Annotated in this window: 23 protein-coding genes and 2 tRNA genes; 15 read left to right on the top strand and 10 right to left on the bottom strand. The window is 39.1% G+C overall.

The window, feature by feature from the left end:
• Positions 1–4: 4 nt before the first annotated feature.
• Both HCN_RS01045 and HCN_RS01040 read right to left on the bottom strand, forming a co-directional pair.
• Positions 5–80 (bottom strand) — tRNA-Lys (locus HCN_RS01045).
• Positions 81–177: 97 nt separating this feature from the next.
• Entirely contained in the window at positions 178–690 is a 513-nt protein-coding gene (locus HCN_RS01040) for a CinA family protein (RefSeq protein WP_002957328.1), read from the bottom strand.
• Positions 691–786: 96 nt separating this feature from the next.
• Here HCN_RS01040 and ppk2 point away from each other — a divergent pair, with 96 nt between their 5' ends.
• From ppk2 to HCN_RS01015, 4 genes are all read left to right on the top strand, one after another.
• Complete coding sequence (gene ppk2, locus HCN_RS01035) at positions 787–1,692, top strand: polyphosphate kinase 2 (RefSeq protein ID WP_014666284.1); 906 nt, start codon at positions 787–789, stop codon at positions 1,690–1,692.
• Positions 1,693–2,047: 355 nt separating this feature from the next.
• Entirely contained in the window at positions 2,048–2,389 is a 342-nt protein-coding gene (locus HCN_RS01025) for a rhodanese-like domain-containing protein (RefSeq protein WP_002957330.1), read from the top strand.
• Positions 2,390–2,409: 20 nt separating this feature from the next.
• Positions 2,410–3,075 (top strand): glycerol-3-phosphate 1-O-acyltransferase PlsY, encoded by a 666-nt coding sequence (plsY, locus tag HCN_RS01020; RefSeq protein ID WP_002957331.1) that lies wholly within the window; start codon positions 2,410–2,412, stop codon positions 3,073–3,075.
• Positions 3,072–3,410, top strand: a complete 339-nt coding sequence (locus tag HCN_RS01015) for a dihydroneopterin aldolase (protein WP_002957332.1) — start codon at positions 3,072–3,074, stop codon at positions 3,408–3,410. The genes plsY and HCN_RS01015 overlap by 4 nt, the downstream gene beginning before the upstream one ends.
• Before the next feature lie 48 nt (positions 3,411–3,458).
• On the opposite strand, the gene HCN_RS01010 is transcribed toward HCN_RS01015, so the two are convergent.
• From HCN_RS01010 to gltX, 3 genes are read right to left on the bottom strand one after another with little or no spacing between them, the layout of a single operon-like run.
• On the bottom strand, positions 3,459–4,412 hold the full coding sequence (locus tag HCN_RS01010) for an ankyrin repeat domain-containing protein (RefSeq protein ID WP_014666283.1): 954 nt from the start codon (positions 4,410–4,412) through the stop codon (positions 3,459–3,461).
• A gap of 2 nt (positions 4,413–4,414) precedes the next feature.
• Positions 4,415–4,678: a TOBE domain-containing protein gene (locus HCN_RS01005; RefSeq protein WP_231997579.1), complete on the bottom strand. Its 264-nt coding sequence runs from the start codon at positions 4,676–4,678 to the stop codon at positions 4,415–4,417.
• Positions 4,679–4,724: 46 nt separating this feature from the next.
• Positions 4,725–6,107 (bottom strand): glutamate--tRNA ligase, encoded by a 1,383-nt coding sequence (gene gltX, locus HCN_RS01000; RefSeq protein WP_002957335.1) that lies wholly within the window; start codon positions 6,105–6,107, stop codon positions 4,725–4,727.
• 122 nt (positions 6,108–6,229) lie between these two features.
• Here gltX and murG point away from each other — a divergent pair, with 122 nt between their 5' ends.
• Complete coding sequence (gene murG / locus HCN_RS00995) at positions 6,230–7,285, top strand: undecaprenyldiphospho-muramoylpentapeptide beta-N-acetylglucosaminyltransferase (protein ID WP_014666281.1); 1,056 nt, start codon at positions 6,230–6,232, stop codon at positions 7,283–7,285.
• On the opposite strand, the gene HCN_RS00990 is transcribed toward murG, so the two are convergent.
• The gene (locus tag HCN_RS00990; protein WP_014666280.1) at positions 7,254–7,865 is read right to left on the bottom strand and encodes a LysE/ArgO family amino acid transporter; all 612 of its coding nucleotides are present in this window, start codon (positions 7,863–7,865) and stop codon (positions 7,254–7,256) included. The two genes, murG and HCN_RS00990, sit on opposite strands and share 32 nt — an antisense overlap.
• 188 nt (positions 7,866–8,053) lie before the next feature.
• Here HCN_RS00990 and HCN_RS00985 point away from each other — a divergent pair, with 188 nt between their 5' ends.
• The 7 genes from HCN_RS00985 to HCN_RS00955 all read left to right on the top strand — a co-directional run bounded on the left by HCN_RS00985 (position 8,054) and on the right by HCN_RS00955 (position 13,930).
• On the top strand, positions 8,054–9,391 hold the full coding sequence (locus HCN_RS00985) for a YncE family protein (RefSeq protein ID WP_231997578.1): 1,338 nt from the start codon (positions 8,054–8,056) through the stop codon (positions 9,389–9,391).
• A gap of 116 nt (positions 9,392–9,507) precedes the next feature.
• A tRNA-Glu gene (locus HCN_RS00980) sits at positions 9,508–9,584 on the top strand.
• A gap of 42 nt (positions 9,585–9,626) precedes the next feature.
• Entirely contained in the window at positions 9,627–10,382 is a 756-nt protein-coding gene (locus HCN_RS00975; protein WP_014666279.1) for an exodeoxyribonuclease III, read from the top strand.
• A gap of 6 nt (positions 10,383–10,388) precedes the next feature.
• On the top strand, positions 10,389–11,015 hold the full coding sequence (locus tag HCN_RS00970) for a uracil-DNA glycosylase family protein (protein ID WP_014666278.1): 627 nt from the start codon (positions 10,389–10,391) through the stop codon (positions 11,013–11,015).
• On the top strand, positions 11,012–12,262 hold the full coding sequence (locus HCN_RS00965) for a hypothetical protein (RefSeq protein ID WP_014666277.1): 1,251 nt from the start codon (positions 11,012–11,014) through the stop codon (positions 12,260–12,262). The genes HCN_RS00970 and HCN_RS00965 overlap by 4 nt, the downstream gene beginning before the upstream one ends.
• Positions 12,249–12,641 (top strand): YkgJ family cysteine cluster protein, encoded by a 393-nt coding sequence (locus HCN_RS00960; protein ID WP_014666276.1) that lies wholly within the window; start codon positions 12,249–12,251, stop codon positions 12,639–12,641. The genes HCN_RS00965 and HCN_RS00960 overlap by 14 nt, the downstream gene beginning before the upstream one ends.
• Positions 12,638–13,930, top strand: a complete 1,293-nt coding sequence (locus tag HCN_RS00955; protein WP_014666275.1) for a tetratricopeptide repeat protein — start codon at positions 12,638–12,640, stop codon at positions 13,928–13,930. Before HCN_RS00960 ends, HCN_RS00955 begins: the two co-directional genes overlap by 4 nt.
• Positions 13,931–14,137: 207 nt before the next feature.
• Here the strand turns inward: HCN_RS00955 and HCN_RS00950 are convergent, their stop codons facing one another.
• The 3 genes from HCN_RS00950 to fliW are packed head-to-tail and all read right to left on the bottom strand — an operon-like array spanning position 14,138 to position 17,642.
• Positions 14,138–15,178 carry a glycosyltransferase family protein gene (locus HCN_RS00950; protein WP_014666274.1) on the bottom strand — a complete coding sequence of 347 codons (1,041 nt, stop codon included), beginning with the start codon at positions 15,176–15,178 and terminating at the stop codon, positions 14,138–14,140.
• A gap of 11 nt (positions 15,179–15,189) precedes the next feature.
• Entirely contained in the window at positions 15,190–17,220 is a 2,031-nt protein-coding gene (locus tag HCN_RS00945) for an ATP-dependent helicase (RefSeq protein ID WP_014666273.1), read from the bottom strand.
• Positions 17,220–17,642, bottom strand: coding sequence for a flagellar assembly protein FliW (fliW, locus tag HCN_RS00940; protein WP_002957345.1), 423 nt, complete (start codon positions 17,640–17,642; stop codon positions 17,220–17,222). The genes HCN_RS00945 and fliW overlap by 1 nt, the downstream gene beginning before the upstream one ends.
• A 75-nt stretch (positions 17,643–17,717) precedes the next feature.
• Here fliW and HCN_RS00935 point away from each other — a divergent pair, with 75 nt between their 5' ends.
• From HCN_RS00935 to HCN_RS00925, 3 genes are read left to right on the top strand one after another with little or no spacing between them, the layout of a single operon-like run.
• A complete protein-coding gene (locus HCN_RS00935) occupies positions 17,718–20,447 on the top strand; it encodes a valine--tRNA ligase (RefSeq protein WP_014666272.1) in 2,730 nt (909 codons plus the stop codon).
• A gap of 27 nt (positions 20,448–20,474) precedes the next feature.
• Positions 20,475–21,167, top strand: coding sequence for a rhodanese-like domain-containing protein (locus HCN_RS00930; RefSeq protein ID WP_014666271.1), 693 nt, complete (start codon positions 20,475–20,477; stop codon positions 21,165–21,167).
• The gene (locus tag HCN_RS00925) at positions 21,110–22,285 is read left to right on the top strand and encodes an MBL fold metallo-hydrolase (RefSeq protein WP_231900485.1); all 1,176 of its coding nucleotides are present in this window, start codon (positions 21,110–21,112) and stop codon (positions 22,283–22,285) included. The genes HCN_RS00930 and HCN_RS00925 overlap by 58 nt, the downstream gene beginning before the upstream one ends.
• Before the next feature lie 7 nt (positions 22,286–22,292).
• Here HCN_RS00925 and HCN_RS00920 read toward each other — a convergent pair whose 3' ends face one another.
• The gene (locus tag HCN_RS00920) at positions 22,293–22,715 is read right to left on the bottom strand and encodes a Fur family transcriptional regulator (protein WP_002957349.1); all 423 of its coding nucleotides are present in this window, start codon (positions 22,713–22,715) and stop codon (positions 22,293–22,295) included.
• Positions 22,716–22,726 lie beyond the last annotated feature (11 nt).

The raw sequence follows: 22,726 nt of genomic DNA, 5'->3' as shown, positions 1-22,726 counted from the left end.
TTGGTGGTGACCCGTGTTGGATTCGAACCAACGGCCCATTCCTTAAAAGGGAATTGCTCTACCAGCTGAGCTAACGGGTCATCTGCCCTTCAACATTGTATCTCAAGCATAACATTGCCATTGCCCCATTGCCTTAGACACAAAAGAGCGAAATTATAGTGAGTTTAACTCAATTTGTCAAGAGTCTAATGCCATTATCAACATTTCAAGTGCTTTAGCACAACTTTGAGACTGCACGGATAGTCTATCCCCACCAAAATGACAATACGCAATATGCACACTCTCGCCCTTAAGCTGCACACCTATAAACACACTCCCCACAGGCTTTTGACTACTCCCGCCACTTGGTCCTGCAATGCCGCTTGTAGCCATTGCCACATCAGCTCGTGTCTGTTGCAATATCCCTTCACACATTCCCCTAACTACCTGCTCACTTACAGCACCAAATCGCTCTAAATCTCTCCTATCCACGCTAAGCCAAGAAGCTTTAATCTCATTAGCATAGCTTATCATCGCACCATCAAGCACATTAGAAGCTCCAGCAAGAGAAGTGAAATGATAACTCAACAATCCGCCCGTGCAGCTTTCAGCTATGCCCACTTTAAGCCCCTTTTGAGATAGCAAAATAAGGGCTTTTTGTGCCAAATTACTATGTAAAATTATGGAATCTGTAACGCTTTTTGGCTTCATTTTGTAACTCCTTGAAACAAATCTCTGCTTACGACTTGATTTTTATCAAAAAACAATACATTATAATAACATAAATTTTAACACAAGGAGTGGGTTATGGCAAAGCAAGAACGACAAATCGTCATTCGACCAGAGAGCGAAAGGAATGTCCAAGATATCTACAAAGCAAAAAATGGGCGTATGAAAGAGGATTTTTATCTTGAAGAGCTAACAAAACTTCAAATTGAGCTTTTAAAGCTTCAAAACTGGGTGAAAGCCACAAAGCAAAAAGTCATCATTATTATGGAAGGACGCGATGCAGCAGGTAAAGGTGGAACAATCAAGGCTCTAACAAGCCATATGAATCCACGCGGTTGCCGTGTAGTTGCCCTAAATAAGCCTACTGAAACAGAAAAGACAGAGTGGTATTTTAAGCGATACATCAGCACATTGCCAAGCGGTGGGGAGATTGTCTTTTACGATAGGAGTTGGTATAACCGAGCGGGTGTTGAAAAAGTGATGAATTTCTGCACCCAAGAGCAATACAAAGAGTTTATTGTACAGGTTGCTAACCTTGAACAAATGCTTATCTCAAGTGGAACAATGATTTTTAAATATTTCCTTGATGTAGGCAGAGATGAACAAAAACGCAGAATCTTACGCCGAAAAACAGATCCTTTAAGAATGTGGAAGCTTAGCCCAATTGATGGTAAATCGCTTGATTTGTGGGAGCAATACACAGAAGCATTTGAAAAGATGTTCGCACGCACACACACACACATTTGCCCTTGGACAATTGTCAATACAAATGATAAAAAACGTGCAAGGCTCAATATCGCACGAGATATTCTAAGCAAAATTGATTATGAAGGCAAGGATCAAACTGCCGTATGTCTTTTGCCAGATCCTAGCATTGTATGGACTTATTCGCAATATCAAAGCACTCATCTTGACCCTGCAAAAGAGATTCAAAAACAGCTAAAAGAAGCCAAAGAAGCGGAAAAGAAAGAGAAAAAAGCCTAAAAAAATGCTACAAAAAAACAAGAGATTGCAAAACAAGAATCTAAAGCAGAATCCAAAATGGCTAAACCAAAATCTAGCAAAGATTCAAAAGTAGCCACAAAAGAAAAGTCCCAAAACAAGGCAAAAGAAGCAGACCAAAGCGACACACTTCTCTCTAAGCCATAGAACACTAGTGGGCTTATCAAGCGAGATTCTATAAACTTATAGAATCTCCAAAAAAATGAATATGAGAAATACCAAAAACTTTTCTTAATCCCCAAAGTCAATACAAACTCACACAAACTCACTTCCCCTTTTAAGAGATTTTAACTAACTTAAGATACAATGCCAAAAATTACACAAAGGACTATACACTATGGATTTCAAAGGGGAACTCAAAGGCAAAAATAATATGAGCCTTGCCACGCCACTCTATGCCAAAGACTTAGATGAAAACTATTGCATTATTGACATTCGCTATCCAGAGGACTATGCACTCTGCCATATTAAGGGTTCTTTACAGCTTAATAATCCCTATGATGTGTATGCACATATCAAAAAAAATAAAGATAAAAAATGTGTGCTTGTGTGCTACTCTGGGCATACGGCAAGTATTTTAGGCACAGAGCTTGTGCAAGAGGGGCTAGAGAATGTCTATTTCTATGATGATGAGTTTAGCTCCCTTGCTCAAGCAAAGATTCAGCTCATCACGCAGTAATATCGCAAAAAAGGAATGTTATGACAGATATTTTATACACGCTTTCAAATATCAATGTGATTTTTTACATTATTGCCTTTCTCTTTGGTGGCATACCATTTGGTTGGCTCCTTGTGAAGCTTATCTACAAGCGAGATATTCGCCAAATAGGATCAGGGAGCATTGGTGCTACAAATGTATATCGTGCGGTAAAAGAGATTGATGAACGCAAAGCAAAAATGTTTTCTATTCTTACCATTATCCTTGATGCAACAAAGGGCTTGATTGTCGTAGCGTTTGCTAAAATGCTTGGACTAGGCTTTTCAGCCCAGTGGCTTATCGCACTTTTGGCGATTTTGGGGCATTGTTATAGCCCTTATTTAGGATTCAAAGGCGGTAAAGGCGTAGCAACTGCCATTGGCTCTGTTTTACTCCTTATCCCAGTGGAGGGGATTTGTGGGCTGATTGTGTGGGGCATTGTAGGCAAAGTCTTTAAAATCTCGTCTATCTCATCACTTGTTGGCGTTTTAAGCGGGATTATTCTTACATTTGTTATTCCTTATGTTGTGCCTTTGCCAGATTCTATATCTATTATCGCACAGATTGACACACACACGCCTGTGGTGCTTATAGGGCTTTTCATTCTCTATACACATATCCCTAATATCAAGCGACTTTTTAGCGGTAAAGAAAGCAGAGTACTGTGAGTGCAAATATCACACTCCACATTGAAAATGTCCGCATTCAAGCCATTATTGGAATCTTAGAGCAGGAACGCCACGCTCCCCAACCTATTGAGATAAATGCGGAAATTACCTACGCCTACACAGACACATTTTTAGACTATGTAGGGATTTGCAATCTCATCACCACATCTTTGCAAAACAATGCCTATGGGCTTTTAGAAGTAGCCTTACTTGATATGGCTAAGATTCTAAAGACACAACACAGCAATATCCAAAAACTTAGCCTTTGTATCAAAAAACCAACCATTCTTAAATCTTGTGTTGTAGGAGCAAGCATTACACAAGATTTCACGTAAGATTTTACGCAACCCTAGTGTCTTAACAATCCTAATAGAATCCTGCCCTTATTGCTCTTTTTGTAGTAGCCTTTTTAGTCGTCTCTCATTGGCTTCACTTGGCGTTGCACCTAGCTCAATGAGTTTTTTTGCGATCTCAATTTGAGGCTTTTTTTGAAAATTCTTAGCATTGAGTGCTGCATCAAGGGGCGTTTCACCAGCTTTCAGTGAATCTATAGGGATTTGTTTTTCTTTAATCAAATATTCCAAAAGCTCCATATTGCCATCGCGTGCGACAAAGTGTAGCATATTCCCTCCACCAAAATCACGCAAAAAACTCTCATCAAAATACAGCATAAGCTCCAAAATATGAGAATCCCCAAAAGCTACAATACCATTACTGTTTGGATGTTTGCGGTTATTATACTCCGCCCCTTTTTTTAGAATCTCCCAAAACATGCCATAGCGATGATACATCGCGGCTAAATCAAGTGCCGAAACGCCATTGACATCAAAGATTCTATCTTGTAACTGAAATGCTCCAAGCGAAGAGTAGTGATCCAACATCATACGATTAATATTAAATCTTGGCTTATCTTTTGTAAGCAAATCAACCCTGCCAGATTCTGCCAAAATAAGCTCAAAGACATTATATGAATCAAACACGATTGACACCATAAGCGGTGTGATTTCAAGCCGTGGAGCTTGGGTTGTGTAGAATAAAAAATACCTGCTCCACTGATTATTATCAAGCATTTTTTGATAGCCCTGCACATCATCTTCAATAATCACCCTAAGCAGTTTTTGCTCAATCTCGCATTCTTTCACTGCTTCACCGCCTTTATAGTGAAACTTTGGCGTTATCCCTTTAAGCAATTCTACTTTTTTGCAATCTACTTCTAGCAAAGCCTTTAAACTCTGCTCTAGCGTAGGGGGATCTTCCAAACTCCAAGATTCTACAAACCACCCGCCAAAAGCAAACTCAAACGCACACAGGCTAATAAAAATATATCTATGGAGCATTCTTACTCCACACCCACCATAACCGATGTGGCCTTGATAATCGCATAGGCTTCCTTGCCTACTTCAAGCTGCAATGCTTGTAAAGATTCTAAAGAAATGGTAGAAGTTATCACATTCCCCCCACCTATATCAATCTCTACAATCGCATTTACACTGCCTTTTTGAATAGAAACGACCTTGCCCTTAAGCTGATTTCTCGCACCGATTTTCATTGTGTATTCCTTTTTAAGCGAAATAAATCCGCCATTATCTAACTTTTCTGCCAATGTGTCAAAACAAGGATTAACCTTTTTTTTGAATCTAGCCCCCTATCTACCCTGCAAATGCCATAAATGCCCTAAATCTTGCCAAACTCTCTTCTAATCCCAAAACAAACAATGCCTCGCACACGCCAATGCCTCCACTTTTACCTAGTAGGGCACAACGCAAAGTCAGCATAAACTTGCCTATTTTTATACCATTTTTTTCAGCAAAACTATGTAACAGCTCATCAAGATTTTGAATCTCCCATTTTGCCCCACTCAACTCATCGCAAAACGCCCCCAAAGCCGCAATAGCCGCCCTATCAAGCTTGGCATACATCTTTTCATCATACGCACTTGGAGCATTCATCACTTCTTCAAAGCCTTGAGCAAAGCTAATAAGCGTATTACACCTATCTTTTAGTGCGTTATAAAGCACATCTCGCTTGTGAGATTCAAGGATTTTTACCCCAAAATCTAATAGCAACGATTCAAGATTCTCATTTGAAGTTTGCTTCAAATAATGCTGATTAAGCCATAAAAACTTTGTCTCATTATATGCACTAGGAGAGCTGTTTAAGTCATTTGGATTAAAAAGCTCTAACATTTCTTTAAGGGAGAAAATCTCCTTATCCCCATAGCTCCAGCCGAGCCGCACAAGGAAGTTTAAAATCGCTTCAGGCAAGTAGCCCATTTGCTTATAGTCCATTACACCCATTGCCCCATCGCGTTTGCTTAGCTTCCTGCCTTGTGGATTTAAAATCATCGGCACATGATAGAATCTGGGTATTTTAAAACCCAACGCTTCATACACAATAATCTGCTTAGGCGTGTTGCTCAAATGATCATCACCGCGTATGACATCACTTACCCCCATAAGTGCATCATCAACCGCCACCACAAAATTATAAGTAGGTGTGCCATCGCTTCGTGCTATGATAAAATCATCTAATTCCTTTGCTTGAATGTTAATTTCACCCTTCACACCATCTTTAAAGCTCACACTCCCTTCAAGCGGAGCTTTGATTCTCACCACAGGCTTTACGCCATCTGGTGGTGTGCCTGTAAAATCACGATAGCGATTATCATATCTTGGCGTTTGCTTATTTTTCTCTTGCTCTGCTCTAAGCAAATCTAGCTCCTCCTTACTCATATAACAATAATACGCCTTGCCCTCATCTAAAAGCTTTTTTATATATTCCTTATACAAATCAAATCGTTTGCTTTGATACACCACCTCGCCATCATATTCTAGCCCCACCCACTCAAATGCTTCAATAATCGCCTTTGTCGCATCAAGTGAGTTTCTGGCTAAATCCGTATCTTCAATGCGGAGCAAAAACTTCCCGCCATTTGCCCTTGCGTAAAGATAATTAAATAATGCTGTGCGTAGCCCACCGATGTGTAAATAGCCCGTAGGTGAAGGTGCAAAGCGTGTGATAATCTTTTCCATTTTCTGCCTTTTTTGTTTTGTGAGAGATAAAATTTGGGATTGTATAGGAATTTAACTTAATGCCTTATTTGATATTTTTCACTACAATTTGACACTCTTAGAATTTCACTTAAAGGAAAGATATGTTTGCAATCACAGGTGGAGGGACAGGCGGACATCTAGCCATTGCCAAAGCATTAGCACAAGAACTGAAAACCCAGAATCTTAAAGCTATTTACATAGGCTCAACCTTAGGGCAAGATAAAGCGTGGTTTGAAAAGAGTGATCTTTTCATGCAATGTTATTTTTTAGAATCTAGCGGCGTAGTGAATAAAAGCGGTTTCAATAAACTTAAAGCCTTATGGAAGCAGTTTCAAGCCACTTTGGAAGCTAGGAAAATTCTCAAAGCCCATAAGGTTGCGCATATTATCAGTGTGGGTGGATTTAGTGCAGGTGGGGCGAGTATGGGGGCGATTCTAGCTAGAATCCCCCTTTTTATCCACGAGCAAAATGCCATTAAAGGCAAACTTAATGAGATTCTTACCCCCTTTGCTAAAGCCGTTTTTGGTAGTTTTAGCTCAAATTCTAAAAACTTTATTCACACTTCATATCCTGTAAGAGATGAGTTTTTTACCACTTCTCGCATAAGGCAGGAGTGTAAAAATATCCTTTTTCTAGGTGGCTCTCAAGGAGCAAAGGGCATTAATGACTTTGCCTTAAAGCTTACTCCCTTGCTTTTACAAAAAGGCATAAATGTCGCTCATCAATGCGGAGAGCGAGACTTTGAACGAGTGAAGCAAGAATATGAGAATCTTGGAATCTTACATAAAGTTGATTTATTTGCTTTTGATAAGAATCTTGTAACGCGTCTTCAACAAGCAGATATTTGCATTGCGCGCTCCGGTGCTTCAAGCCTGTGGGAAATGGCGGCAAATGGGCTTATCGGCATATTTGTGCCTTATCCTTTTGCAGCAAAAGATCATCAATATTTTAATGCTAAAAGCTTTACTGATGAGGGCTTAGGCTTTGTGATACGCGAAAATGAGATTAATATAGAATCTGTGCTAGGCTTTATAGAATCTTTACAAGGCGAGATTCTAGAGCAAAAATCAAGTCAAGTGATGAGTAAGATTAAGCCAAATGGGGCAAGGGAGATTCTTGATCATATCAATGCCCTAGCACCCATAGCAAAAGACTAAAAGCTATACCAAACATCACACAGCCCACGCATACATCAAGCCAAACAAAGGCTTTTGGCGAAGTAAAATAAGGCGACAGCGCATTTGCCCCAAAGCCAAGCAGGGCAAACCACGCCGCAGAGGCACTCACACAGCCTAATAAAAAATCAAGTTGAGATTCCATACTCACACCAACACTACCAAGCAAGACAATCGTATCCAAATACATATGGGGATTTAAAAGCGTCATAGCAAGGGTTTGAAGCAAAATAGCCTTGTGCGGAATGCTTTTCTGCTCCTGCGTGGAATCTAGCCGAGCTTTAGGGTGCAGGGCGGATTTAAATGATAAAAACCCATAGTAGCATAAAAATATCGCCCCACATAAGGCTAGAATCTTGCTTAAAAAAGCAGATTGAGAGAGCCAAGAGCCAAAGCCTAGCACACCAATACTCATAAACACCACATCGCAGCCCACGCACACAGCACACACCAAAAAAGTATATTGCTTTTTTATAGCACATTTAATCACAAAAGCATTTTGCGCCCCAATAGCACTAATCAGCCCAAAAGCGACAAAAAAGCCTTGTAGATACTCCTGCATTTTCTTTGCTCCTTAAAATAATCTTACAATCCAAAAAAGCATAACGAGAGCTAAAATTCTAACCAAACAAAGTTACAGCATTTCGCCTATCCTGTATTAACTAAATATATATTTTTACACCCTACAATTTCGATTTGCTCGTTTAGCTTGATTTTCAAGTCGTGATTCCACAATCAAAGGTGTTTAATATGTTTTTATTTTTTTTTCAATATATGCGGATACAAAAAGTAATTTTCTCTGCTATGTTCCTATTAGCGTGTTTATCACATATATATGCCAAGCCTACGCAGAATATTCAAGTTATCCATCCAAAAATTGGCACAACCGCCACTTCACAAGATGAGAAAATCACACTCACACTTATCGCAAAAAAGCAGAACTACGGCGGTGATGCAAAAACACGCGAGAGTGCTATATATTCCCCAAAAAGTGTGAATATCCATACTGATGGCAGTAAATATTATGTCAATTCACTTGAAGGAGCTACGACTATCGTATTTGATGCGAAGACAAATAATAAAATTGCGACTATCAGTCATAAAATCACAGAAGCCCAAGATTCTTTATGGAGTGAAGATTCTGGATTCTATAAATTCACACATTATCCAAAAAATAATCACTTCACAGGTAAGCCTGTGGAATCAACCTTTACGCATAATGGCAAATATTTATGGGTGCCTTATTATCGCCGCTCCTATGATATAAACGCACAAGACCCTTCTGCTGTGGCAATCATTGACACACAAAGCAATGCTATTATTAGACTTATGGAAACAGGAGCATTGCCAAAAATGATTACCACTTCGCCTGATGGCAAGAGTGTGGCCATTTCACATTGGGGAGATAATACGGTGGCGTTAATTGATGTTTCAAGTGAGAATCCAAAGGAATGGAAGCACACAAAGCGACTTGTGGTGGATTATGTTTTGCCGCTTAATTATCCCTTAGATAAATCAGTTGATAGGGATACGGGCAGTGGCTATGCGTTGCGTGGAATGGCTTTTAGCGAAGATGGCAAATATCTGCTTGTGGGCTGTATGGGCGGAGGTGGGGGCATTGCCATTATTGATTTAGAGAGCGGCACATATTTGGGGCGTATGCTGGGTATGATGCCAAATGTGAGGCATCTTGTTGTTAAAAATGGCTATTTGTATTTAAGTGTAAATAAAGATGGCTATGTGCAAAAAGCAAAAATGAGTGATTTTATAGAATCTTTTAGTCAATTTAGTGCTAAGAAAAAACAGGCTATATTTAAAAACTGGCAGAATGCAAAGGTTGGTGCTGGAGCTAGAACGATAGAGTTAAGCCCAGATGGAGAATATATCTTTGTTGCGTGTAACACTGCCTCTATGGTAGCCGTAGTAGAATCTAAAAGTATGAAGCAGATTTTACAAATCAAAGCAGACTCATTTCCTGTGGGGCTTGATGTCAGCAAAGATGGAAAGTTTGTCTATGTAACCGCACAAGGCAAAGCAAAATATGGTGGAGGCAATGCGGTGGATATTTATGCAGTGGAATATAAATAGGACATAAAATAAAGCAAGATAGATTCTAGATGAGCCTTTAGCCTATCAAGCAAACTCAACACATCTCTCATAAAGCCCCTAGCAAAATCTTAAATAAAGTTTGCTATACTTCTGCCGACCCTTTCATCTAGTTGGCCAAGGATACCACCCTTTCTCGGTGGCAACGGAAGTTCAAATCTTTCAAGGGTCGCCATACTTTAGAATCTACATAACTATTTTATAAATAAGGACTATAATGAAACTTATCTCGTGGAATGTTAATGGACTGCGTGCGTGTATGAATAAAGGCTTTATGGATTTTTTTAATGAAGTGAATGCGGATATTTTTTGTATCCAAGAATCTAAAATGCAAAAAGATCAGGGTGATTTTAGCTTTCAAGGATATAGTGAGTATTGGAATAGTGCGGAGAAAAAGGGGTATTCTGGCGTTGTTGTGCTTAGCAAGATTAAGCCTTTGCAAGTAGCCTATGATATGGGGATTAGCCATCACGATAAGGAGGGCAGGATAATCACAGCGGAATATGAGAGATTCTATCTTGTCAATGTCTATACGCCTAATGCTAAGCGGGAGTTGGAACGGCTAGAGTATCGTATGGAGTGGGAAGATGACTTTAGGGCATTTGTAAAAAAGTTAAAAAAGCATAAGCCTGTGGTGATTTGTGGGGATTTAAATGTCGCTCATAAAGAAATTGATTTGAAAAATCCAAAGACAAACCGCAGAAACGCAGGATTCACCGATGAAGAGCGGGGTAAAATGAGTGAGCTTTTAGAATCTGGATTTATTGATACTTTTCGCCATTTTTATCCCACACTTGAAGGGGCATATAGCTGGTGGAGCTATATGGGAAAAGCAAGGGAAAATAACACCGGTTGGCGGATTGACTACTTTTTATGTTCTACTTCTTTGGAATCTCATCTCAAAGATGCCAAGATTTATCCGCATATTTTTGGGAGCGATCACTGCCCCGTTGGTTTAAGTATGGATATGTAAAGCGATATGAAAGCACAGATTCTAAAACTTCTTCAATTAAAGCAACTCTACAAACGCCAAGCTTGTGGGGAAAAATATGCAAATGCTCTTTTTGCCCCAAAATCCAACGCCCCCATAGGGCAAGACATAAACACCCTTATCAAAAATTGCTCACTTTGCAATCGCATTAAACATTGTAAAGCCCCAAATATCGGGCTTATAAATCAAAATGCAAGTGTGTGCTTTATCAGTGAAATCCCTCTTGTAAGTGAATCTCAAGCATTTGTGCAAAATAAAAGTGCGATAATGTTACAAAACATCATTAGCAATGTTTTCAAGCTCTCTCTTTCACAAGTCTCTATCCTTTCACTCATTAAATGCGATCCGCTTAATCCACATTTTGAAAAAAGTGAGCTTCTTAGCTGTAAGCCCTATATACTCACACAGCTTCAAAGCCTTGCGCCAAAGCTCTGTGTGCTTTTAGGCGATGTGGTCAGTGAGCATATTTTGGGCAGTCATTTGGAACATAGTAGAATCTTATGGCACAATAACAGGAAATTTTTAGTTACTTATGCACTCAATGAGCTTGTGCGGAATCCCTCACTTAAAGCACAGGCACATAATGACTTTTTAATTGCGAAAGGACAATTATGAACATCTACTTAAAGCCTATTTTTGCCTTATGTTTGTATGGAATCTTAAGTGTGAGTTTAGCTACACACGCCTTTGCCAAAAGCTATATTATCTCACCCCTGCCCTTGCCACAACAGGAGATTTTAAATATTAGCACGGAAAAATGTGGCACCTCTTGCTTACTGAATTACTTTGCTAAGGGAGAGTTTTTCTCTTTTGTTGCCTTTTTTGACCCTAGTATAGATAATACCGAGCTTCGCTCTAAGCTCTCTTCAGTCCTTGGAGACTTAGGCATTGCCGATCAAATGTTGCCACCGACACTGCAAGGCAGCGGGAAGATTAAACTCGCTCTTTTAATGCCTAAAAAAATCATAGGACGCTATTCTGCAAGTAGCATTGATACTATTTTAGCCTACCTTATGACGCGGGGCAATGACTTTGTGTTTGAGATTTTTGATAGCGGCGATGAAAGCAGATCAAATCTTAACAGCACTTACAAAAACATCGCAAAAGAAAATTATGATTTTGTCATTGCCATTCTCACACCAAAAGGAGCGCAAGAGTTTGCCACACTTGATATAAGTCTTCCCACCTATGTGCCTACCATTAATAGAAAACAAATCAACATAGGCTCTTTGCCTAAAAATCTTATTTTTGGCGGAATTGATTATGAAGCACAAATTGAGCTTTTGCTTTCTATTGCTGGGAGCAAAAATATCATCGCTTATAACGATAAAAGCCTTATTGGTAAAACACTTGGTGGAATTTTAAAAAACAAAAGCAACCGCGTTGTCTTTGAAGAAGAAATAGATTCAGAATCTGCTAAAACCTTTATGCAAAAATTAAGCAAACACGATCGTCTAATTGCCAATAATGTTGTATTTTTTAATACCCCTCCAGCAAGGACGGGGCTTGTGGCTTCACAGCTGGGACTTGCCAAAAATAAGCCTGATAAATTTCTCTCCGTCCAAACAAACTTCCACCCACAGATTCTATTGCTTATCCAAAAAGAAGATCGCAAGAATCTCTTTGTCGCTAATGTGATTAACAATCAAAATCCCAAACTTGTGGAATACACTTCGCTTCTAGGTGGTGATTTACGCTATGATTGGGTAAATTATGCCACTGCTGTGGGTGTGGAGCAGCTCATACTCGCTCAAATCAACCAAGGCAAACGCTTTTTTAATGAATGCGTGAAAGATGGGCAGGTTGAATACATTAATAGAATCTACAAAAGCGATGCAAAAAGCTTCTATGAATACCGATAAAGATTATCCCTTTAGCTTTGAAAACTCCACTTGTGAAAGCTGTGGAGGCAAGTGCTGTGTGGGGGATTCGGGCTATGTGTTTGTAGATATTAAAGAAATGCAAGAAATTGCCTCTTTTTTGGGATTTAGCTTTGAATCTTTTACCAAAACTTATGTAAGAAAAGTGGGTTATAGATTTTCCTTTATTGAAAAGCCCTATCAAAATGCTTTAGCTTGTGTGTTTTTTGATACAGATTCTAAACAATGTAGCATTTATGCCTATCGTCCAAAGCAATGTCGCACTTACCCATTTTGGGAAGCTCATAAGAATCTAAACAAGCAAGATTTACAAACTCTGTGCAATGAATGCAAAGGTATAAAAATAAAGGAATATGTATGAAAATTTTGCGTGTTTTTGCCCTATGTTTTATTATGATAGGCTCTTGTTATGGGGCATTTGATGAGGATAGCTATTTATTTGAAGCTATTGAATATGAAGCACAAAATCAATTTGACAAAGCAAGGGATTTATATCTTGTGCTGTATGAAGAGACTAAAAAACTAGAATATTTTAAAGAGGCAATTATTCTTTCTTCAACGCTGAATAATCCCCACGCTACGCTTGATTTTGCCAATGAGTATGTAGCAAAAGGTGGGCAGAAAGATCTTGTTATCCATAAGATTTTTTTAGATTCTTATCTTAAGCTAGGAATGACGCAAGAAGCATTGCAGGAAGCAAAGATTATTGCTAAGAGTGAAAATTCTGCCTTGCTTAATGATATTCTAGGCTCACTTTATGCCACATTAGGGGATTTTAAAAATGCCCTTATCCACTTTGAATCTGCATACAATGAGAGCAAAGCCCAAGATGTGCTACAAAAAATTGTCGCTGTGCATTTAAGTCAGTCCCAACAAGAAAAGGCTTTGAAGCTCCTTAACTCTCATATTGAAAATTATGGCTGTTTTGGGAGTTTTTGTAAATTTAGCATTGAAGTGTATGGGAAATTTAATCAAATTGCTAAGATTGAAAATATTTTTGAAAAGTCCTTTCAAGCCCAGCCCAACATTGAAAATGCTCAAAATCTCATTCTTATTTACGCCCACCAAAAAAAATTCAAACAAGCCTCGCAAATTGCCACGCAATTCCCCTTTAAGCCAGAGATTCTCCTAGAGCTTTATATCGCACAACAAGATTATAAAAATGCTGCCAAACAAGCAAAATATGCCTATGATGAAAATAAAAATCCCTATTTTCTAGCCTTAGAGCAGATTTATACCTTTGAATCTAGCAATAAAAAAGATAAAAAAGCCATAGCAAATATTGCTCAAAATCTCAAAAATGCCATAAACCTTATGCAAATGCCCGATACAAACACGCCAAAAGATGAACGGATTGATAGTGCTTTGCAAAACTCGCAAAATACCGAGCTAGGCTTTTTGTTTAATTTTTTGGGCTATTTGATGATTGATTATGAGCTGAATGTCAAAGAGGGCGTAGAGTATGTGAAAAAAGCCCTTGAAATCTCCCCTCGCAACCCAGCGTATTTAGATTCTCTAGCGTGGGGATATTACAAGCTTAAAGACTGCAAAAACGCCAAAGAAACTTTTAAGCTTATCCCACAAGAAGAGATTAAAAAAGAGCAGGAACTCATAGAGCATAAAGCGTTTATTGATAAGTGTCAGCATTAGCGATAGGCATCAACAACTTTTAATATCTTGTCATTTAATCTCAGAAAAAAGTGTGTCGCAATATTGCACAGTCTTGATTTCACACTATATTTTGCCATTTTTAGCACAAATAAATACAACATAGGTTTGTGATAAACAATTTATTAGCGAAAACTCCAGCAAGACAAGTTTTTCGCGAAACATTTAATCATTAACAAAAGTTAAAAATTAATGCTTTACAATTCTTTTTGCAAATATTTTAGAAACCCTTATTAAAATTCGTCTAGGTAGAGAATGTTGCCTACCTATGTAGTATGCATCGCATTTGGCTCGTATGGTGGGGATTTCTTGGATTGGTTGTTCTGTATCGATGATGGCAGGGGTATTTGATAGCACACCAAAATATGGGTCGTTTTCTTCTCCATCTTTGCAATGTGTGCCAATATCAAAGCCAATATTTTGCACGAGTGAATTGCGTGGATATAGGCAGTATTTATCCCATATGAAGCACGAGGCAAACCATCGAATAGCCCACGAAGAGTTTTTGCCACGGATTTGATCCTCAAGCATTTGGGCAAAGCCTCTGCTGCTTTTTGCGTCGCTATAAGCTTTGTCAAAATCATCTATCTTACCACTTTGCTTAAGCTTGTCTAAAAGCTCTTTGCCATTTGGATTAAATAGTTTCCACGCTCTATCCCAGCTAGCCCAACCCCAGCAATCAGTCCCTTTAAGGAAAAATGACGATGGAATCTCTTCACCTTCTAAAGGAAAGACAAAACCGCTTATACAAGCCACTTGTTCATTATTGCGATAAACTTGTAAAGCTTCATTCATAAAAGTTAAAAAATATGGACTAGTCACCAAATCATCTTCCAACACAATGATCGTGCCGTATTTATTAATGATATTTGTAACACCATCAATGATAGAATCTGCAAGTCCAAAATTACGCTCTCTTTGGATCAGTGTAATTTCTTTAAAGTATTTGCTATTCTCGTTGCTGGTAATAAAATCCTGCAAATAAGAGCTAACTTCTAGGACAGATTCTCGTTGCTCCTTTGTGGCGTTTTCCTTTAGTCCATCTTGGTAGATATACAATACGCTCTGTTTGGCTAGATGATTAGCTTTTATTGCGTCTAAAGTCGCTTTAGTATGTCTTGGGCGATTGTAGGTAAAAAGCACAATTGGTGCTAAATCACCACTCATTAAAACTTCCAAATTTTTCTCTCCTACACTCATAAATCCTTGTAAAATGCCATTATAACTCATCTGCGTAAATCCTAAACCACACTATCTTTGCTTAACAATTCGCCCTCGTATAAAAAGATTGATGGGGCATAGTCGATGTTTTTCATATTATCCTTTTTAGCAAAGGATAATATAAGATTTTCTTTTGCACGCGTGATGGCTACATAAAAGAGCCGTCGCTCCTCTTCTATGCTTCCGCCCTTGCTTATGAGTTTGCGATTTGGAAATCGCCCATCCATTAAATCCACCACATACACATTTTGAAACTCTAGCCCCTTACTTGCGTGAATGCTTAATAGATTTACCCCACTACCCTCACTTGCTTCACTTGAGCCTAGAATCATCGCGTTTAAAAACTTCCCCAAATCATTGTGATTTTTTGCCAAATCAAGCAAAAGGCTGCATTTGCGTTTGATAGATTCTAAAGCCTGTTCAAGCCTTGCAGAATCTATACTGCCCTCTTTTGTCTTAGAGCGATTTTTAGCTAGATTTTGCATAATGTCAGTAAAAAACTTCGCATTTACAATTCGCTCAATCAGCCTTTTTGGCTCTTTAATATGCCTTATAGAATCTAGCATTTCATAAAAATCACTTAAAAATATCGCCCCCTCTTTTTGAATCTTTGGGTGTTGCAAAAGCGGGTGTGAAGCAAAGCCCCCTGTAATATATTCATTAAACCTACCTTGAGATTCTAAAGCAAAAAAATCATCAAAAAGTCCAAGCTGTGTATTTTTTGCCCTTTGCTGATAGGCTTTTACATCACTCTTTGGCGAAAACATACCCCTATGGCAATCCCCCTCACCTAAGATAAACAACGCCTCATAAATATCCTTAGCAATGCTATTGCCTATGCCTTTGCCATAGCTCAGCGTATGAATATGTGCCATCATATCGCGTGGATTATGCGTAAGGGAGCAAATATCAAGTATCAGGCCCACTTCCTTTGTGTCAAAAAAGCTCACACTCCCCTTGCGTTTTGAAGGGATATTTAGCTCTCGCAAACTCGCCTCAATCCCATCGGCACTTGAATTATTGCGAAAAATAATAGCGGTATTTTCATAAGGTATGTTGCTTAAAGCTATGCGTTTGGCAATGCCCTGATACTGCAAAAACAGCTCATCATACCACACAAGCTTTGGTGGGGCAAACTCACCTTGTTTAATCACTTCTAGCCTTTTGGGATATACCCGTTCATTTTTCTCTATCACTTTATTAGCAAGTTCAAGGATATGCTTACTTGAGCGGTAATTTTTGCTTAAAGTAAAAACTTTTGAATCTGCATACTTTTCCCCAAAGCCGCTGATTATGCTAATATCCGCCCCATTAAACGCATAAATGCTTTGGTCATAATCCCCCACGCAAAATAAACTTTGGGGTCTAAGTGCATCAAGGATAGAATCTTGCAGTGGATTAGTGTCTTGATACTCATCGCATAGCACTTCCATAAATGGCGGTGAGCTAAGCTCTAGCAAAGATTCACGATACAATAAAAGCAAGTCATTGTAATCCGCATAATGATGTGTGTGCTTTAATGCCTTGAACTCTTCCATTACATCTTCATAAATAGCAATATATGGCTCTTGCTGCGGATTCCTATCTACTATCCACGCCCCAAAGCCACCCTTATACGCAGCATTGACAAAAAGCGAATAGATTTCATATAAATACTGTGCGGAATAGGGCTTAATGGAATCTTGGCTAAAAATGCGTTTTTCATACAGACTTTTAAAGAGCATTTGCAATTCTTTAGGCTGTTTAAGATGGATATTTTTCATCTGTCGCAAATAGCGATACGCCACGGCGTGAAATGTGCCAGATTCTATCTCTTTAGCAAGGCTAGAGCCAAAGATTTTCCCCACTCGCTCAATCATCTCACTACTTGCTTTGTTTGTAAAGGTAAGCAATAAAATATCTTTAGGCTTAAAGCCCTGCTGCAAAAGATAGGCTATACGCCCCACAATCGTGGAAGTCTTGCCCGTCCCAGCCGAAGCGATAATAAGATTATGTCCGCTTGGAGCAGTAGCGGCGGCTAACTGCTCGGCGTTAAGGTTGGAGAGTGGCATTATTTGCTAAGTGTTTGTAGAATCTCAGGAGATAAAAACTCTTTTAAAGGTTGGACTTTGCTAAATTGCGGATATTCAGCCACAGGCAAAGTTGTAACCTGCAAACAAGAAGCATTGCTTGGATTAAACACAAAAGGTGCCATAAGATTCACAATGGAGTTTGCAATAGGCTTTTGCACCACCACTACACAAAATACAAGCACCTTATCGCCCCTTGTCTCATCTAAATCAAGGAGCTTTTCATCAGCGGTTGGAATAGTGAAGTTGTATTCGCAAAGTGAAAAGGGATTTACAAGCGTGATTTCAAAAGGACGCGTTCCATCAAGTGAGTGGAGCTTGCTAAAAGTCTCATCTATCTGCTCTAGCTCCACCTTTGTAACATCATCAAAGCCCAAAATTGGCATCTTTAGCTCATAAGTCATTTTTACCTCCATTTGTTTTTAGCAATTTGGTATTATAATACACCTAAAGCAAATTAAATACCACAAAGGCATTTTATGGAGAATACGACACAGGAAAAAAAGGGCTACAATTCCAAAGATATAGAATCTAGATTCTATAATATTTGTCAATCTCGGGGATATTTTGAAATTGATGGGAACAAACATATTCAAAATGGAGAAAAGTTTTGTATTATGATGCCCCCACCTAATGTTACAGGTGTTTTACACATAGGACACGCACTCACTTTTACATTGCAGGATATTATCACGCGTTTTAAAAGAATGGACGGATTTAAAACGCTCTATCAACCCGGACTTGATCACGCAGGGATTGCCACGCAAAATGTCGTTCAAAAACAACTCGCACAAGAAGGCATAAGCAAAGAATCTTTAGGTAGAGAAGCCTTTATTAAAAAAGTGTGGGAGTGGAAAGAGCAAAGCGGGGGCGCAATCCTTAATCAAATGCGTCATCTAGGCATCACTCCGGCGTGGTCGCGTCTAAGATTCACAATGGATAAGGGCTTGCAAAATGCGGTTAAAAAAGCTTTCGTGCAGTGGTACAATCAAGGCTTAATCGTGCAGGATAACTATATGATTAATTGGTGTGTCAATGATGGTGCGTTATCTGACATTGAAGTGGAATACGAGCAGAATCTTGGCAAACTCTACTATCTACGCTATCCCATAAAGAATAGCAAAAATATGAAGAATAGCACACAAGCCCTTATTGTCGCTACTACGCGTCCAGAGACATTTTTTGGCGATAGTGCGGTGATGGTAAATCCAAGCGATGAGCGATACAAGGATTGTATCGGTAAAAGCGTGATTTTGCCGCTTTTAAATAGGGAGATTCCCATTATTGCGGATTTAGCGGTGGATATGGAGTTTGGCACGGGCTGTGTGAAAGTAACTCCCGCTCACGATGTCAATGACTATGAGGTAGGCAAACGCCATAATTTAGAATCTATTACCATTTTTGATGAAAAAGGTATTTTAAATGCCTATGCTGGGGAGTTTGAAGGGCAGGAAAGACTAGAAGCACGAGAGAGCATTGTCAAAAAGCTAGAATCGCTTGGCTTTGTTGAAAAGATTGAAGATTATACAAATCAGGTTGGCAAATGCTATCGCTGTGGCAGTATTGTAGAGCCTTACATCTCAAAGCAATGGTTTGTCAAAAAAGAAGTCGCACAAGAGGCTATTAAAAAAGTCAATGCGGGAGGGCTAAAGTTTTTCCCAAATCAATGGCTGAATAATTATAATGCGTGGATGAGAGAGCTGAAAGATTGGTGTATTTCACGCCAACTTTGGTGGGGGCATAGAATCCCCGTGTGGTATTGTGAATGCGGAGAAAAGATTGCGTGTGAGAGCGATAATCCCACCTGCCCCAAATGCAATGCACTCATCACAAAGCAAGATGAAGATGTGCTTGATACTTGGTTTAGCTCGGGGCTTTGGGCATTTAGCACACTTGGCTGGGGCAACATACAAGAAAGCAAAGATGATGAAAATACAGAATCTGCCAAATCTGCTGAATCTGCCCTTTTCACAGATTCTGATTTAAGCGATTTTTATCCTAATTCTTTGCTGATTACAGGCTTTGATATTTTATTTTTCTGGGTGGCTAGAATGCTTCTAAGTGGCGAATCTTTGCTAGGCTCCCTGCCCTTTAAAGATGTCTATCTTCACGCATTGGTGCGAGATGAAAAGGGGCAGAAAATGAGTAAAAGCAAGGGCAATGTCATTGATCCTTTAGAGATGATAAGCACTTATGGGGCGGATACTTTGCGTTTTACTCTAGCGATTTTATGCGCTCAAGGGCGAGATGTGAAGCTCTCCACTCAAAGCTGTGAGATTTCTAAAAATTTTATAAATAAACTCTACAACGCCACGCAGTTTTTAAAACTGTATGCCTCCCAACAAGATGAGATTCAAAATAAAACCTTTAAAGCTTTTAAAAATCTTAGTGAGATAGAGATACAAACTCCACTTGGTCAGTATATGTTTGTGCGTTTGCAAGTGGCGATTAATGAAGTGCGTCAGGCTTTAGAATCTTATCGCTTCAATGATGGAGCGAGTATTTTATATCGCTTTTTGTGGGGGGAATTTTGCGATTGGGGGATTGAACTTGCAAAGGCAAGTAAAGATTCTGTCTATGAGCTTGGAGCGATTTTTAAAACTGCGTTGCTACTCTTGCACCCTTATATGCCTTTTGTTACCGATTGGCTATGGCATAGCTTGAATGGCAGTGAGATAGAATCCGCAGATTCTATTATGATAGCCCCTTATCCAAAGGCAGAGAATGTGAGTGAAGAGCTATCCGCCATAGAGCAAACTTTTAAAGTGATTGAAGATGTGATTATTTCAATCCGCCGATTAAAAGCAATGCTTGAGCTTGGCAATGCAAATGTGGAACAAGTATTTGTTAAGCTTAATATAAGTGTAGATGAAAATATGCTTAAACTTTTTGTAGAAAAACTTGCTAAGGTTACAAACTTACAAATCGTTAAAGATAAACAAATGGGCTGTGTGTGCGATGTCAGCGATTTGAGTGAGAGCTATATAAATCTTCAAGGCATTGATTTAAGTGCCATTCTCACGCGTTTAAACAATCAAAAAGCAAAGCTTGAAAAAGAGATAGTCAAACTGCAAGGAATGTTAGGCAATGAAAATTTTATCAAAAATGCCCCAAAAGCGGTGCTAGAGCAAAATACACAAGCCCTTGAACTCGCACAAGAAAAGTATGCTAAGATTCAAAACGAGCTTAAAACGCTCACGCAATCCTAAACACAAATCACAAAAAGGAGAAGTAAAATGAGATTTTTTAGAGTGAAAAACGCTATTTTAGCGGTATGTTGCCTAGCGTTGATAGGTTGTGGAGATTCAGATTCTAATTCCACAGAATCTAAGCAAAGCAGCTATTACACACAGCTTGTGGAGGTTATGCCTGTGGTTAGCTCACTTGAAAGTGCCAAGCTAAAGGGTGATGAAAATAAAGCTAAAGAAGCCCAAAACAAACTCCAAACGCTAAGTATAGATGAAAAGCTAAGCCAAGATGCGACAGCTATTCTTCAACGCGCGGGGCAAAATGGCTATACCATTATCCTGCCTGATGAGTTAGTACAAGATATGGAATCTTATACGATTATAGCTACTCTGCCGCGTGGCGTGTATAATCTAGGGCTTATCCCTAATGCTAAACATTTTGAGTTTGCTTTAAGTCCAAGCTTAAATGACAATGGCAGCGAGTGGAATTGGGAGGCTGATTCTCTCTCTCGCAAACAAGATGAGTTTATAGCCCTGATTGGAAAAGATAAGGATTCTAAAATCGTATTTTATGATAGTGGGGAGCATGGACTTTCGCCTATGGGAAGTGCGGTTATAGGGATTATGTGGGCTAAGAAGTTAGGGTATAATAATGTCTATTATCTTGTTGGTGGATTTAACGCGTGGAAAGATTTAAAACTACCCATCAGCACGGAAGCACCGCATTGCTGTCAAATGTAAGAATCTGCATAATTTTTGTGATTATGACCTGCTGTGCCACTTGTGGAATTTCTCAAGATTCTAAAAATCTTGCAAAAGGCTCTAGCCCGGATACTGAAGAAATGCAAAGATTTTCTTCAGTGCCAAATTTTGAATGGAGAGAAGATAAAAATGGCATTAAAAAGGGCTATTTTACAAATCTTAATCCACGCACGAAGCACATTAAACGCGCAGCGTGGTGGGAAGTGGCAAGATTCTATCTTTTTAAGCCTAAAAATGCTAAACCCAAACACCCATTGCCATTTGTTAAAACAAATCTCAAAACACTTCATACACAGAATCCTGCTATTGTGTGGTTTGGACATTCTTCATTTATGCTAGAAATGCAGGGCTTTAAGATTCTTGTTGATCCTGTGTTTAGCAATTACGCCTCGCCTTATTCTTGGATTAATCGTGCTTTTACTTCTCATATCCATTTGGGCAAGGAGGATTTTGATAGCATTGATGTGCTTGTGATTACCCACGATCATTATGATCATTTGGACTATCCCACCATCATTGCCTTAAAAGATAAGGTAAAGCAATTTGTCGTGCCACTTGGCGTTGGCTCTCATCTACGATTTTGGGGTGTGGATTCTCAAAAAATCACAGAATTACAATGGTGGCAAAGCCTAAAACTTGCTCCTTCCATTATTATCACTTCTACGCCCTCGCAACACAGCTCAGGACGCACAATAGAATGGGACAGGACACTTTGGAGTTCATATATGCTAGAAATGGCTGGAGTAAAAATATTTTTAAGCGGTGATGGGGGCTATTATACGCATTTTAAGGAGATTGGAGAAAAGTTTGGCGGAATTGATGTAGCGATTTTAGAAAATGGGCAATACAATGAAGCGTGGCGATTTTCACACTCTTTTACAAATGAGGTGCTACAAGTCGCTGTTGATTTAAAGGCAAAAATGATTATCCCCATTCACTATGGACGCTTTGTCTCTGGCTCTCACGCGTGGAATGAGCCACTCAAAAATCTCATTGCCTTATGCGATGGGGCAAATATCCCTATCAGTGTGCCTATGCTTGGCGAAGTGTATGAGTTCACCACTCCACCTAAACGCGAGGTATGGTGGGATTTTTAAGATTTTGTTAGCTTTTGTTTTTAGGCCAGATTCTGCATTCTGGACATTTGCCTATAAGCACCGCGGAAATATCACAAATACTATATCCGCTATTTTGACTGCAATCTTTTTCTAAAGCTTGTGTATCAAGCCTAATGTCTTCAAGCTTGCCGCATATCTCACAATACACGTGCAAATGCCTATCGCTACTTAGCTCATACTTTTGTTTATCTTTTGGAGCTTTAATCTCACGCAAGATATTTGCTTCACAAAGTGCGTGAATATTCTTATAAATCGTAGCGAGTGAGATAAATGGGAAAATAGAGCGAATCTGCTCATATAGCTCCTCTACACTCATATGCCCGTTTTTTTGAATCCTATCAAGCATTGCGAGTCGCTGTGGTGTAATTTTGAGCTGATTCTCTCGTAGAGATTGTTCAAAATTTATCATTACAATTCCTT

The organism is Helicobacter cinaedi PAGU611 (assembly GCF_000284635.1).
GTDB classification, from domain to species: domain Bacteria; phylum Campylobacterota; class Campylobacteria; order Campylobacterales; family Helicobacteraceae; genus Helicobacter_C; species Helicobacter_C cinaedi.
Note: the sequence above shows the minus strand (reverse complement) of the source record. Positions and strands in the feature narration are given on the sequence as shown.

Bases quoted from the DNA above. Each gene is read 5' to 3' on its own strand.
- HCN_RS01040 (WP_002957328.1), bottom strand. From the start codon at position 690: ATGAAGCCAAAAAGCGTTACAGATTCCATAATTTTACATAGTAATTTG.
- ppk2 (WP_014666284.1), top strand. From the start codon at position 787: ATGGCAAAGCAAGAACGACAAATCGTCATTCGACCAGAGAGCGAAAGG.
- HCN_RS01025 (WP_002957330.1), top strand. From the start codon at position 2,048: ATGGATTTCAAAGGGGAACTCAAAGGCAAAAATAATATGAGCCTTGCC.
- plsY (WP_002957331.1), top strand. From the start codon at position 2,410: ATGACAGATATTTTATACACGCTTTCAAATATCAATGTGATTTTTTAC.
- HCN_RS01010 (WP_014666283.1), bottom strand. From the start codon at position 4,412: ATGCTCCATAGATATATTTTTATTAGCCTGTGTGCGTTTGAGTTTGCT.
- gltX (WP_002957335.1), bottom strand. From the start codon at position 6,107: ATGGAAAAGATTATCACACGCTTTGCACCTTCACCTACGGGCTATTTA.
- murG (WP_014666281.1), top strand. From the start codon at position 6,230: ATGTTTGCAATCACAGGTGGAGGGACAGGCGGACATCTAGCCATTGCC.
- HCN_RS00990 (WP_014666280.1), bottom strand. From the start codon at position 7,865: ATGCAGGAGTATCTACAAGGCTTTTTTGTCGCTTTTGGGCTGATTAGT.
- HCN_RS00985 (WP_231997578.1), top strand. From the start codon at position 8,054: ATGTTTTTATTTTTTTTTCAATATATGCGGATACAAAAAGTAATTTTC.
- HCN_RS00975 (WP_014666279.1), top strand. From the start codon at position 9,627: ATGAAACTTATCTCGTGGAATGTTAATGGACTGCGTGCGTGTATGAAT.
- HCN_RS00970 (WP_014666278.1), top strand. From the start codon at position 10,389: ATGAAAGCACAGATTCTAAAACTTCTTCAATTAAAGCAACTCTACAAA.
- HCN_RS00965 (WP_014666277.1), top strand. From the start codon at position 11,012: ATGAACATCTACTTAAAGCCTATTTTTGCCTTATGTTTGTATGGAATC.
- HCN_RS00960 (WP_014666276.1), top strand. From the start codon at position 12,249: ATGAATACCGATAAAGATTATCCCTTTAGCTTTGAAAACTCCACTTGT.
- HCN_RS00955 (WP_014666275.1), top strand. From the start codon at position 12,638: ATGAAAATTTTGCGTGTTTTTGCCCTATGTTTTATTATGATAGGCTCT.
- HCN_RS00950 (WP_014666274.1), bottom strand. From the start codon at position 15,178: ATGAGTTATAATGGCATTTTACAAGGATTTATGAGTGTAGGAGAGAAA.
- HCN_RS00945 (WP_014666273.1), bottom strand. From the start codon at position 17,220: ATGCCACTCTCCAACCTTAACGCCGAGCAGTTAGCCGCCGCTACTGCT.
- fliW (WP_002957345.1), bottom strand. From the start codon at position 17,642: ATGACTTATGAGCTAAAGATGCCAATTTTGGGCTTTGATGATGTTACA.
- HCN_RS00935 (WP_014666272.1), top strand. From the start codon at position 17,718: ATGGAGAATACGACACAGGAAAAAAAGGGCTACAATTCCAAAGATATA.
- HCN_RS00930 (WP_014666271.1), top strand. From the start codon at position 20,475: ATGAGATTTTTTAGAGTGAAAAACGCTATTTTAGCGGTATGTTGCCTA.
- HCN_RS00920 (WP_002957349.1), bottom strand. From the start codon at position 22,715: ATGATAAATTTTGAACAATCTCTACGAGAGAATCAGCTCAAAATTACA.